At 72.4% G+C, this 12412-nt stretch carries 12 protein-coding genes; 9 read left to right on the forward strand and 3 right to left on the reverse strand.

Annotated features, from left to right (window positions below; translation table 11 throughout):
- Positions 1-280 precede the first annotated feature (280 nt).
- The 9 genes from ACTWJ8_RS03520 to ACTWJ8_RS03560 all read left to right on the forward strand — a co-directional run bounded on the left by ACTWJ8_RS03520 (position 281) and on the right by ACTWJ8_RS03560 (position 8431).
- Positions 281-562, forward strand: a complete 282-nt coding sequence (locus ACTWJ8_RS03520) for an SHOCT domain-containing protein (protein ID WP_356380016.1) — start codon at positions 281-283, stop codon at positions 560-562.
- Positions 563-652: 90 nt separating this feature from the next.
- The gene (locus tag ACTWJ8_RS03525; protein WP_443262828.1) at positions 653-1174 is read left to right on the forward strand and encodes a hypothetical protein; all 522 of its coding nucleotides are present in this window, start codon (positions 653-655) and stop codon (positions 1172-1174) included.
- Positions 1175-1404: 230 nt separating this feature from the next.
- Entirely contained in the window at positions 1405-1698 is a 294-nt protein-coding gene (locus ACTWJ8_RS03530; protein ID WP_443262829.1) for a dsRBD fold-containing protein, read from the forward strand.
- Complete coding sequence (locus ACTWJ8_RS03535) at positions 1695-2201, forward strand: flavodoxin domain-containing protein (RefSeq protein WP_443262830.1); 507 nt, start codon at positions 1695-1697, stop codon at positions 2199-2201. Before ACTWJ8_RS03530 ends, ACTWJ8_RS03535 begins: the two co-directional genes overlap by 4 nt.
- Positions 2202-2350: 149 nt before the next feature.
- Positions 2351-3211, forward strand: a complete 861-nt coding sequence (locus ACTWJ8_RS03540) for a universal stress protein (protein WP_443262831.1) — start codon at positions 2351-2353, stop codon at positions 3209-3211.
- 52 nt (positions 3212-3263) lie between these two features.
- Positions 3264-4265 carry an Acg family FMN-binding oxidoreductase gene (locus tag ACTWJ8_RS03545; RefSeq protein WP_443262832.1) on the forward strand — a complete coding sequence of 334 codons (1002 nt, stop codon included), beginning with the start codon at positions 3264-3266 and terminating at the stop codon, positions 4263-4265.
- Positions 4266-4391: 126 nt separating this feature from the next.
- Positions 4392-5273, forward strand: coding sequence for a universal stress protein (locus tag ACTWJ8_RS03550; protein WP_443262833.1), 882 nt, complete (start codon positions 4392-4394; stop codon positions 5271-5273).
- Positions 5274-5294: 21 nt separating this feature from the next.
- Positions 5295-6041 (forward strand): HAD family hydrolase, encoded by a 747-nt coding sequence (locus ACTWJ8_RS03555; RefSeq protein WP_443262834.1) that lies wholly within the window; start codon positions 5295-5297, stop codon positions 6039-6041.
- Positions 6038-8431 (forward strand): glycoside hydrolase family 65 protein, encoded by a 2394-nt coding sequence (locus tag ACTWJ8_RS03560; RefSeq protein ID WP_443262835.1) that lies wholly within the window; start codon positions 6038-6040, stop codon positions 8429-8431. Before ACTWJ8_RS03555 ends, ACTWJ8_RS03560 begins: the two co-directional genes overlap by 4 nt.
- Positions 8432-8447: 16 nt before the next feature.
- On the opposite strand, the gene ACTWJ8_RS03565 is transcribed toward ACTWJ8_RS03560, so the two are convergent.
- The 3 genes from ACTWJ8_RS03565 to ACTWJ8_RS03575 all read right to left on the reverse strand — a co-directional run bounded on the left by ACTWJ8_RS03565 (position 8448) and on the right by ACTWJ8_RS03575 (position 12410).
- Positions 8448-9035 (reverse strand): Rv1733c family protein, encoded by a 588-nt coding sequence (locus ACTWJ8_RS03565; protein WP_443262836.1) that lies wholly within the window; start codon positions 9033-9035, stop codon positions 8448-8450.
- A gap of 306 nt (positions 9036-9341) precedes the next feature.
- Complete coding sequence (locus tag ACTWJ8_RS03570; protein ID WP_443262837.1) at positions 9342-10259, reverse strand: universal stress protein; 918 nt, start codon at positions 10257-10259, stop codon at positions 9342-9344.
- 225 nt (positions 10260-10484) lie between these two features.
- Positions 10485-12410, reverse strand: coding sequence for an FAD-dependent monooxygenase (locus ACTWJ8_RS03575; RefSeq protein WP_443262838.1), 1926 nt, complete (start codon positions 12408-12410; stop codon positions 10485-10487).
- Positions 12411-12412: the final 2 nt, after the last annotated feature.

Consider the following 12412-nt stretch of genomic DNA (forward strand, 5'->3'; position numbering starts at 1 on the left):
ACGATGCCGTCTCACGCGCTCGCCGCGAGTGCGTCCGCCGGGCGGCCTGTCCCGTCGTCACGGTTCCCGAGCCCGCCCATGGGCTCGTCGCCGGGACCGGGGACCCTCGGGCATGGGGATGCGGGTGAGCGGAGCGAGTGCCCAATGGCCGGCAGCCTTGGCCCCACCGGCCCATGACGCCCCGCTCTCCGGGGACGACGGTGAAGACGGGACCGCGGGAAAGAGGCGGGCACCGGCCCTCCTGATGCGGTCGCCGTCATCGTGGAAGGGAGCGGACAGGATGTTCAGGTACGACCACGATCCCAGCGGATGGGACTGGTTCGCCATGTCGGCCGGCATGGTCCTCTTCTGGGTGTTGCTGATCGCGATCGGCGTGCTGCTCTTCCGTGTCCTGTCCCGGACAGAAGGCGACACGACGCGGCCCCGTCCGCCGTCGCTCCGGCCGGAGGAAGTGCTCGCCGAGCGCTTCGCCCGCGGCGAGATCGACGAGGACGAGTACCGACGCCGCTTGTCCGTCCTGAACGCACACGGCGCCGACCGGTCCTGGCCGCACAAGGTCTGACCGCCGGAACGTCCCAAGCCACCCGGGGCGCACGGCGTGCAATGAAGAGTGAAGGGCACGCTGCTCTTCCTCGTGGTTGGAGGGAACATCATGGCCACGCCACAACACATACCTCCCCGGATGCGTCACGCGGCCGCTTTCGCCGCCGTACTCGTCCTGGGCACTGCGGGCTCGGCGGTCGCCCACAACCAGGCCGCCTCCACCACGCGGGCCCCGACATCGACCACGGTCACCGCCCGCGACACCGCGCGCACCGGCAGCCCGACCTCCGCCGTCGACCGGGTCGCGGACTTCTACGGCACGTACATCGACGTCCGACACGACTCGGGGCGCGGTCCCCTGGCCAACGCGCTCAGGGCCCACTACCTCACCCACAACCTGCAGCGGTCCCTCTCCCGTTGGGAGACCACGCATCGCAGGGACGGTGTGCTGCGGTCCAACGCGACTCCGGCGCAGTGGCGTGTCGACTACCACGACAGCGGGATGGGTCACTGCTGGACGACGGTCACCCTGACCTGGCAGGGCCGGGGCCACCACACGCACCACACCGGGCTGATGGTCCGGTCCGACCTCGCCACGCGGCTCATCTCCGACATCCGGCCGATGCATTGACCCACGGCAGAGGCACAGCCCGAGGGGGTTGATCCAGATGCGTACGATCCTGCCGGCTGAGTTCTGGTGGATGTTCGCAGCGCTGCTTGCCACGTCGACCCTGCTGATACTCGCCCTCACCGCCACCGCCGACGCTCTCTACGCGTGGTGTGCGGGTCGGGATCCGCACGGGCACCGCCCGAGCGCCCGTGAGCCCGGGGGCGCATCACCCGACCCGGAAGGGGCTCGCCATGACCACCAAGGAATGGACCGTACGTATTCATCTCGTCGAGGACGGCGACGTGACCCTGGCCCGTGCCGAACTCACCGTGCCGGGGTCCTCCATGAAGGTCCTCGGCCACGGCCGCGCGCGCCGCAATCCGGTCGACCGGCCCGTACCGGAAGTCGGTGACGAACTCGCCGCGGGGCGCGCCCTCGAGGATCTCGCCCTGCGGGTGCACGACGTCGCGGTCGACGACCTTGTGGAGCTGGCGGGTCCCGCCGACGCGAGGCAACGGGACCTCGCTGCCTGGTGGTCCCCGTGACGGTACTGATCGTCTACGCCACCGTGCACGGCTCCACCCGCACCGTCGCGCAACGCGTCGCGGCCCGGCTCTCCGCACGCGGGATCCGGGTGGACGTGGCTCCGGTCGACGCGGTCCCCGAGCTGACGCCGTACCGGCAGGTCGTGCTGGGCAGCGCCGTGCACAGCGGGGCCTGGCTGCCCGAGGCGGCCGCGTACGCCCGGTGCCACCACGAGGCTCTGGCCTCCCGGCAGGTGTGGATGTTCAGCGTCGGCATGGCGGCCGCCCTGCCCGGTCCGCTGCGGAGGCTGGCCGCGCGGACGGAACCAGGGCCGATCACCGCTGTCGTCCGGGCGGTTCACCCGCGCGGGTATCGGCGCTTCTCCGGCGTGATCCGGCCGGAGCACCTGGACCGGAGGGGCCGGATCCTCTTCCGGCTGCTCCGCTGTCGCTACGGGGACTTCCGCGACTGGGCTGAGGTCGACACGTGGGCAGACGGCGTCGCGGACGGCCTCACCGACTGAGAGCCGGTCATGGTCACGTCGGCGGAACGGGGTCCTTCGGCCACCCTGGTGAGGCCCCAAGCGCCCTGTCCCATCACCGCGTTGGGCCATGACGATGGAGTCGGGAGCCGGAAGGCTCCTGGTGACCGCTTCCCGAGGAGGCGAAGGTCATGATGAAACCGGTCCTCGTCGGTGTCGACGGATCACGTCAGAGTCTCGCCGCGGTCGACTGGGGAGCCCGCGCGGCTCTGCGCCGGGAGCTGCCCCTGCGTCTGGTGCACGCCTGGGAAGGCGTGCCAGGCCGGGACGCCACACCTGGCGGCGCCGTACCGCAGTACTGGGCGCGCAGGGTGCTGCGCGGCGCCATGGACCGCGTCAGCGAACGGTATCCGCGGCTCTACATCAGTGCGGAGCAGGTGAGCAGGCCGCCGCGTCAGGCCCTGCTGTCCGAGGCCGAAGGCGCCGAACTGCTCGTCATCGGGAACGAGGGCCTCAGTGGCGTGGGAGGGCTGTTCTCCGGAACGGTCGCCCTGTCGGTCGTGGGCCGCACGCCGGTCCCCGTCGTCCTCGTGCGGGCCGGCTTCACCGCAACGCACGAGCATGAGCGCGACGCGAGCGGCGCGGCTTCCGAACGCATCCCGTATCGGAACGTGGTGGTGGCCGTCGAGCTCGGCAGGCCGTGCGACGAGGTGCTGTCGTTCGCCTTCGAGGAGGCTGCCAGGCGCAACACGTCGCTGCGCGCTGTACACGTCCGGCATCTGCCGCACACGGCGGGCCCGGGCGACCGGACCAGGCCGATGCTGGAGGACGCGCTGCTCCCGTGGCAGGACAAGTACCCGACGGTCCCGGTCACGGCGTCCACCGTGCATGCCCGTGCTCCCCACGAGATCGTGCACGCGGCGGCAGGCGCGGGCCTCCTGGTGGTGGGGCGTCGGCAGCGGCACTCCGGACCCGGCTCGCAGACGGGCGCCGTCACCCACGCGGTGATCCACCATGTCGCCTGCCCCGTCGCCTTCGTGCCGCACCGCTGAGCGCGCCGACATCCACGCGGCACCGGCGGTGCACGAGCAAGGGGATGTCGCCATGTCATCGGTGCAGAGGAACGAGCGTCGATACGGCGCGGCGCGCCACGCCGCACATCACGTGGTGCGTGCGGCCGTCACCGCGCCCTCGCTCCACAATTCCCAGCCCTGGCTCTTCACATACGACGCGTCCGGAGTGGATCTGTTCGCCGACCCCGAGCGGCTCGTGCGGCTCGCGGACCCGGCCGGAAGGGAACTCGTCATCAGTTGCGGCGCGGCCCTCTTCAACGTACGCCTCGCCATGCGGCACCTGGGCTTCCGGCCGGTGGTCCGTCCCTTCCCCAGTCCGTGCAGGCCCGCGCACCTGGCACGGATCGGATGGGGCGTCCGCGTCGGGGCGGGCGCGGAGGTGAACCGGATGCACCGCGCGCTGCGCGAGCGGCGGACCCATCGTGGCCCGTTCCGTATCCGCCCGCTCCCTCAACGGCTCGTCGACGAGCTGCGCGACCACGCGCGCGGGGAGGGCGCCGACCTGCACGTCATGGAGTCGAGGCAGCAGACGGAGCGCATCGCCGACCTCGTCCGTGCGGCCGAGGCCGTGCAGCGCACGGATGCCGGACGCCGCGCGGAACTTGTGCGGTGGAGCCAGGAATTCACCGGCTCCCGACTGGACGGAGTCCCCCTGGCCACCTGCTCGTACCACCCGGACTGCGTCACGCTCGCCGGCCGGGACTTCGTCGGCCTCACCGCCACCCTGCCGACGGCGCCCGAGGTCTGGCCCGGTCGTACGGGTCTGGTCGCCGTACTCACCACGCGGCGCGACGGCCGTCCGGACTGGCTGCGGGCCGGCCAGGCCCTGCAGCGGGTCCTGTTGCACGCCACGGCGTGCGGCGCGGTGGCCGCCTTCCACACCCAGCCGCTCGAACTGCCCGAGCTGCGCTCCGAGGTACGGTCTGCCGTACTCCTCGGGGAGTTCCCGCAGATGATTCTCCGCATCGGACAGGCGGCGCCTTCCGCGCTCGCGCCGCGTCGGCCCGTCTCCGAGGTGCTGCTCGAAGCGTGACCACGGGCCGAACGTCCTCCTTCCTGGCCGAACCGGCCCCTCCTGGTGGCTTCCCGGTCGTGTCACCGTCCTTGCAGAAGGAGTTGTCCGGCCCGCTCGATGTCCGTGGGAAAGGTGGTGGCCGTCGTGGTACTTCCCTTGGTCGTGGGCGTGGACGGATCCGAGAGCAGCCTGCGGGCGGTGGACTGGGCCGCCAGGGAAGCCGCGCTGCGCGGGTACGACCTGCGGCTGGTGCACGCGTCGCTCTGGGACAAGTACGAGGGTGGGGAGCCCGCCGTGCCGATCGGCCCGGGAACCGATCCCCACGCGCTGTCCGAACCGATCCTCCGGGCCGCCGCCGAGCGGGCGGCGGCCCGGCATCCGGAGGTCCGGATCCGCACCGACGGAGTGGCCGAGGAACCCGTGAGCATGCTGTTGCAGGCTTCGCGGAACGCCGTCGCCGTCGTCACGGGGCGCAGCGGCCGTGGCCCCGTACAGGAGTTGCTGCTCGGGTCGGTCGGTCTCGCGGTGGCCGCGCACGCGCAGTGCCCGGTCGTCGTGGTGCGCGGGAGCGAGGCCGGGATCGAGGGCACGCACCAGCGCGTCCTGGTGGGCGTGGGCGACCCCGAATCAGCGGGTTCGGCGGTTCGTTTCGCGTTCGCCGAGGCAGCCGCCCGGCACTGCGTGCTCGACGCGGTCCGCGCCTGGCGGGCCCCCGCGCCCCGGCCGAGCGACCATCCGCTCCTGACCGGTGGCTCCCCGCACGAGCGGCGGGATGCGGCCCGGCGCCTGCTGTCCGACGCGCTGCGTGCCCCAGGCCGCGCCCACCCCGACGTGCCGGTGCGCCCGGCCACGGTGGAGGGGCCCGCCCGCAGGATCCTGATCGACCGCTCGGCCGCTGCGGACCTGCTGGTCGTCGGCGCCCGCAGGCGCCACGGCCACTTCGGTCTGCAACTCGGCCGGGTCGGACACGCCGTGCTGCACCACGCTGACTGCCCGGTGGCCGTGGTGCCACAGAATGATTCCTGAACCGTGCCGTGAGGAGTCGACGTGCGTGAGCTGGCCCCGCCTCTGCGGACCGTCCGTGCCGTGGTTCTGGACACCGACGGGGTGATCACGGACTCGGCCCGGCTGCACGCGGAGGCCTGGAAGACCGTGTTCGACGCCTTCCTCAAGGAACACCCGCCGGAACTCGACATGCATCGCAGGCCGTTCGACATCGCTCTCGACTACCCGCGGTACGTGGACGGGAAGGCGCGGCGCGACGGGGCCGCGGCCTTCCTCGCCTCCCGCGAACTGCGGCCGGACCCCGCGACGGTCGAGTCGGTGGCGGCCGACAAGGACCGGCACTACACGGACCGGCTCCACCACGGAACGGCCGTACCCGCCTACCCCGGCACCGTGCGGCTCCTTCACGCCCTGCTGGATTCCGGTGTGCTGCCGGCCGCGGCGTCCGCGTCCCTGCACGCCCGGGAGCTGCTCACCCGCGCCCACGTGATCGATCTCTTCGACGCCGTGGTCGACGGCACCGAGGCGTCGCGCCTGAACCTGCGGGGCAAGCCCGCTCCGGACCTGTTCCTCGAGGCCGCGCGCAGGCTGCGTACGGATCCGGAGCGGACGGCGGTCGTCGAGGACGCGCCGGCCGGTGTCGAGGCGGGCAGGCGCGGCGGGTTCGCCGTCGTGATCGGGGTCGACCGGACACCGGGCCGGGACCGTACCGAAGAGCTGCTGCACCACGGCGCGGATCTGGTGGTCGGGGACCTGAGTGAGCTGATCCTCGAGGGGGACGCGCCGTGACGGACGGAACCTGGAGCTACGAAGGCTACGCACCGGCGCAGGAGCGCCTCCGCGAGTCGCTGTGCACGCTGGGCAACGGCTACTTCGCCACACGCGGAGCCCTTCCGGAGTGCGCGGCCGACGAGACCCACAGTCCGGGCACCTATGTCGCGGGCTGCTACGACCGCCTCGGCTCGGTGGTCGCGGGCCGGCAGGTGGAGAACGAGGACCTGGTGAACGTCCCCAACTGGCTTCCGCTGCGGTTCCGTTGCCGCGACGAGGCCGGGGCAGGGCCCTGGCTGCATCCGGACACCGCGCACGTCCTGGAGCACCGGATGTGCCTGTTCCTCGGCAGCGGCCTCCTGGAGCGCCGCACCGTCTACGAGGACACGGCGGGGCGGCGTGTCGGCGTGCGGCAGCTCCGCCTCGTGCACATGGCCGACCCTCATCTGGCCACGCTGCGGACGGAGTTCCGCGCCGAGAACTGGACGGGCGAGCTCGAGGTGGAGTCCGCGCTCGACGGCGCCGTCCGCAACACGGGCGTGCCCCGCTACCGGGACCTGGCCGACCTCCATCTCGTGCACGGTCACGCCGGCACAGCCGCGCCCGACCTGTTCTGGCTGCGCTGCCGCACCCGCGCCTCCGACGTCCGCATCGCCCTGGCGGCCCGCACGACCTGCCCGGAAGCCACGCAGACGTACGGACACCTCACCGACCGGCGTGCCGCCCAACTGCTGTACCTGCCGCTGGAGGAGGGCCGGACCGTCACCGTGGACAAGGTGGTCGCCCTGCACACCTCCCGCGATCCCGCCATCAGCGATCCGCTGGAGGCGGCCGTCGACAGGGCGCGGCGGGCGCCGACCTTCGACGCGCTGCTCGACACGCACCTCACCGCCTGGGACCAGCTCTGGCGCCGCGCCGAACTGGACGTGCCCGCCGAAGCAGGCCGCATTCTGCGCCTGCACCTCTTCCACGTCCTGCAGACCCTATCGCCGCACACCGCCGACCTGGACGTGGGCGTGCCGGCGCGCGGACTGCACGGGGAGGCGTACCGCGGACACGTCTTCTGGGACGAGCTGTTCGTCCTGCCGTATCTGAACCTGCACTTCCCCGAGGTCTCCCGCGCGCTGCTCACCTATCGGCACCGCCGCCTGGAACGGGCCTGCCGCTCAGCCCGTGACGCCGGGCGTCAGGGCGCCATGTATCCCTGGCAGAGCAGCAGCGACGGCCGCGAGGAGACGCAGCAGCTGCATCTCAATCCGAACTCCGGGCGCTGGCTGCCCGACCACACGCATCTGCAGCACCACGTGGGGTCGGCCGTCGCGTACAACATCTGGCGCTACTGGCAGGCCACGGGCGACGCCGAGTTCCTGCACACCAAGGGCGCCGAAATGCTGCTCCAGATCGCCCGGTTCTGGGCGGACAGCGCCGCGTACGACGACGGTGTGCGGCGCTATCGGATCCGTGGCGTCGTCGGCCCCGACGAGTACCACGACGCCTACCCGGACTCCGACCGGCCGGGCATCGACGACAACGCGTACACGAACGTGACCGCGGCCTGGGTGCTGACCCGCGCGCTCGAGCTGCTGGACCTGCTGCCCCCGCCGCGCCGTCAGGAACTGGCGGAGCGGATCGGTTTCGACGGGGGCGAGGCGGAGCTGTGGCGGGACGTCTCACGCTCCTTGTACGTTCCGTTCCACGCCGGGGTCATCAGCCAGTTCGCGGGCTACGAGCGGCTGGCCGAGCTGGACTGGGAGGCGTACACGAAGAAGTACGGGGACATCCGCCGCCTCGACCGGATCCTGGAGGCCGAGGGCGACCGGGTCAACCGCTATCAGGCGTCCAAGCAGGCGGACGTCCTGATGCTGGGCTATCTGTTCCCGCCCGCCGAACTGGGCTCGCTGTTCACGCAGTTGGGCTACTCGCTCGACGACGCCACCTGGCTGCGCACGGTCGACCACTATCTGCGCCGCACCAGCCACGGGTCCACCCTGAGCGGCCTGGTGCACGGCTGGGTGCTCGCCCGTGCCCGCCGCGCCGACGCCTGGCGCTTCGCCCACGAGGCGCTCATCGGGGACATCGCGGACGTCCAGGGCGGCACGACGGGCGAGGGCATCCACCTCGGCGCGATGGCCGGCACCGTGGACCTGGTCCAGCGCGGCCTCACCGGCCTGGAGACCCGCGACGACGCGCTGCGCCTCGATCCGGCGCCGCTCCACCAACTCACCGGCTCCTCCTACGGGTTCACGCTCCACTACCAGGGCCACTGGGGTGTGCGACTGCGCGTGTTCGCCGACCGCCTGCACGTCACCGTGCCGGCGTCGGACCGCTCCCCCATCACGGTGGAACTGCCGGACCGGGTGGTGACGGTCCGGCCGGGCGAGACGTGCGAGCTGCTGCTGCCCGGATGAGCGTGGAGCCCTCGCGTCAAGCGGTCCTGCGGCCCCGCTCCGGCCCGTCCCACACGGCCCACTCCCGCTCCCACTCGGCGAGGCGGCCCCGGTCGAGACGACACACCAGCCCCCACCCCACGAGGCCCGCCACACCCACGACCGCGATACCGGACCCCACCCCCGTGGTCAGTGTGCGCGTCCACACCTCCGCCTCCGGCAGCGGTTCGTCCGCCTGACGCCCCCGCCGGTCGAGCCAGACATCGGTACGCTCGCCCTGTCGCACGCCCGCCCGCACCCGCGCGGTCCCCGTGCGGGTGTCTCCCTCGGCGGTCCGCCAGCGTACGGGCACCCTGAAGCTCGTCTGCGTGCCCGGCTCGCCCGCCACCACGTTCGAGGGGACGGCGCCGACGACCTCCGCGTCGACCCGGTGGCGCTCCTGGCGCTGGGCCGACGCGAGCGCACGGGCATCGGTGTGAGCGGACCATCCCGCGGCGAGCCCGGCGGCGGGTGCTCCCACGATCACGGCGGCCCCGAGCACGAGCACCGTCCATCCCTCGACAACATCGGACCGACGGCGCAGCGGATTCTCCCGCCAGCGCCACCCCCACCGCGTCCCCTTCATCGCGTCCCCTCCTCCGTTCTCCGACGATCGGGGCCTGCCCGTCCTCACTCGTGCGGCACTGCCCCGGTCGGCGTGCAAGGCCCAATGGGACATGGATCGAGTCCCTTGGGCCCAAGCGTCGAATCCGTGCCACGTGTGATCATCAAAGTGGCGTGAGGGCCGACTCCCCTACGGTCCCGCGCCGGGAACGCCCCGGGGCGACCCGCTCCGGGACGGCGTCCGCAGCACGCGGGAGCAGCCGGACGCGTGCCCGCTCGACGGGGTCGCCCGCGCGGGCACTTCCCCCAGGACGTGGAAGCCGCCCCCTCAGTCGTGCGGTACCACCGCCACCGGTGCCGCACAGTGGTGCAGCACGGCCTGCGTCACCGGTCCGATGCGGCCGCCCGCGGGCGTGCGGCGCCTGCGACGTCCGACCACGACGAGGGACGCGTCGTGCGAGTCCGCAACCAGGGCACGGGCGGCGCCGCCCGTGAGGACCTCCTCCACCACCTCGACTCCGGGGAACTTGGCCCGCCATGGCCCCACCGCCTCGCCGACGGCCCGACGAACCCGGGCGTCCAACTCCTCCTTGAGCCCTGGGGCGTTCACGCCTCCGTATCCGTAGTGGTACGGCGGTACGTTCCAGGCGTGCAGCACGCGCAGTCGCCGGCTCCTTCGGGCGGCGGCGTCGAAGGCGAACCCGAGCACACCGGCGTCCGGGCTCTCGCAGTCGAGCCCGAGCACGACGTCGCGGTACGGGGTCGTGCCCGACGGCTGCCCGTGAGCGTCAGGGTGGTGTTCGTTCGCGGCCCGATCCCGGGCCCGCACGAACACGACCGGACCGGTCGCCCGGACCGCCACACCGTGCGCGACGGAACCGACCACGAATCCGGTGATCCCGCTCAGGCCCCGTGAACCGAGCACGAGCACCTCGGCCCGCTCGGCTTCCGCCAGCAGCGCGGCGACCGGCTCTTCGGACACCTCATGCGTGCTGATCGGCACGTCCGGGTGGTGGCGTCGCAGCTTCGCCTCGGCTCCGGCCAGTATCTCCTCGGCCCTGTCCCGCTCCCGTGTGTCCGGCGGCGTGCTGATGCCCGCCAGCGGCGCGTAGACGTAAGGCTGCCAGTACCGTGCGTGGACCAGCATCAGTTCGATGGACCGCAAGCGGGCCTCGCGGGCCGCCCAGTCGGCTGCCGCCAGGCTCTCTGCGGTGCCGTCCAGGCCGACGGTGACGGTGCGGGACATGTCCGGACCTCCTCGGAGCGGGTGAGCACTGCGTCCTCACCCCCTCAATGTCCCGCGCCCACGGCCCGGTTCGCGGGGGCCTGTGGGGCTCCGACGGGAGGGCCGAAGGTCCCTGATGCGTGTCCCCGACGGCTGAGCGCGGCACGCCGGCGGGTGGGGAAGGCATCCGGTGGAAGAGTGCGTTGTGGGCGTCCGGCAGGGGCTCGTGGCTGGAGAGTCCGGCCGTCAGGCGGTGACCGGGTTCGACCTGGCTTCGCGCAACACCCCCTCGAAGAAGGCGGACAGCTCCGCGGTGGCGTCCAGCGGCAGGACATGCGCGACGTACTGGTCGGGGCGTACCAGCACCATGCAGCCCCGGTCGCGGTCGATTCCGCGCAGGTCGAAGATGTCCGTCTGCCGCGGGTCGGGGCAGAAGACCTTCTCGTGGTCCACCAGGGCGTAGCGGCCCTTGCGGGGGCGCAGCACCGGCGGCAGCGCGGTCGGCTCGAGGGTGCGGTGCGGCTGCTGCAGGATCGCGCGGACGTCGATGACCGCGTCCGGGTCGGCGCCCTCGGGCGTGAAGCGGGCCAGCGGGGAGGCCGCGGAGGCGAGATGGTCGCAGAGTCGGCGGAACGGGCCCTCGGCGACCTGCGGCCCCATTCGGTCGGCGAAGAGGTAGAGGCGCCAGGCTCCGTCCGCCCGGGCCGCGTGCCCCAGCTGGACGGGCCGGGCGTCGGCGAGGCGCACCACCGGCGCGGAGTGGAAGCGCATCCCGATCGGGAAGCCCTTGGCGAGGTGCTGGTGCTCGCCGGTGCCCGTGATCATCGACGGTTCGTAGCGGACGGAAAGACCGGCGGTGTAGAGGCCCTGGGCGCGGAAGTAGTCGGAGAACTCCTCCTGTTCGCCCTCCGTCGCGGCCGTCTTGGTTCCGCCTCCCGCGGCCATCTTGGAGGCGAAGTCGCGGTCGAAGTCGATGAGGTCCTGGGCGACCCGCTGCCGCTCGGCGGAGTAGGTGTGCAGCAGTTCGGGGGCCGCCGTGCCGTTCAGTACGGCGGCCAGCTTCCAGCCGAGGTTGAAGGCGTCGGCCATGGACACGTTCATGCCCTGTCCGGCCTTGGCGCTGTGCGTGTGGCAGGCGTCGCCCGCGATGAAGACGCGGGGCAGCCGGTCGTCGACCTCTTCGTCGGGTACGTCGTCGAACTTCGCGCACAGCCGCTGGCCGACCTCGTACACCGCCCACCAGCCGACGTCCTTCACCTCGACCCGGTACGGCCGCAGGATCCGGTTCGCGGCCCCGGCGAGCACCTCGGGCGTGACGGCCTTCTCCCGCAGCAGGTCCCCGTACCGCTCCGCGTCCAGCTCGATGTAGAGCCGCACCAGGTAGCCGCCCTCACGCGGAATGATCAGCAGGGAGCCGGCCTCCGACTGGATCACGGACTTCAGCCGGATGTCGGGGAAGTCGGTGTCCACCAGGACGTCCAGGACGCCCCAGGTCTGGTTCAGCGCGTCGCCCTCGAGCCGCCGGCCGATCGCCTTGCGGACCGAGCTGCGCGCGCCGTCGGTGCCGACCACGTACTTGGCGCGCACCACGGACGTGCCGCCGCCCGCGTCCTCCAGGGTCACGGTGACCGGGTACTCCCCCGCGTCCGGGCCCCGGGCGATGTAGACGGCGGTGGCGTTCAAGGAGTAGTGCGGCATCAGGCGGGACGCCGAGCGGGCCATGTGCTCGCGCAGGAAGTCCAGCATGCGGGCCTGGTTCACGATCAGGTGGGGCATCTCGGAGATGCCCTCCTCGACGTCGTCGATCCGGCCGGTGCGGACGATCGCGGAGCTGTCCGTGGGGTCGGGCTTCCAGAAGGTCACCTCGTTGACCTGGTAGGCCTCCTGCTTCAGCCGCTCGGCCAGGCCGAATGCCTCGAACATCTCGACGGTCCGGCAGGCGACCCCGTCGGCCTGCCCCACCAGCAGCGGCCCGTCCTTGCGATCCACCACGACCGTCCGGATCCCGGGGAAGGCGGCCAGCTGCGCGGCCAGGACCAGACCGGCCGGGCCACAGCCGACGATCAGCACATCGGCGGTCTCGGGCAGGCCGGCGTCCGGGTCCTGCGCGGCGGGGTGCGCCTCCTTCATCGAGGGGTCGCCGGGACGGTATCCGTCGAGATGGAACTGCACGA

The organism is Streptomyces sp. SDT5-1 (assembly GCF_052245995.1).
Lineage (GTDB): Bacteria > Actinomycetota > Actinomycetes > Streptomycetales > Streptomycetaceae > Streptomyces.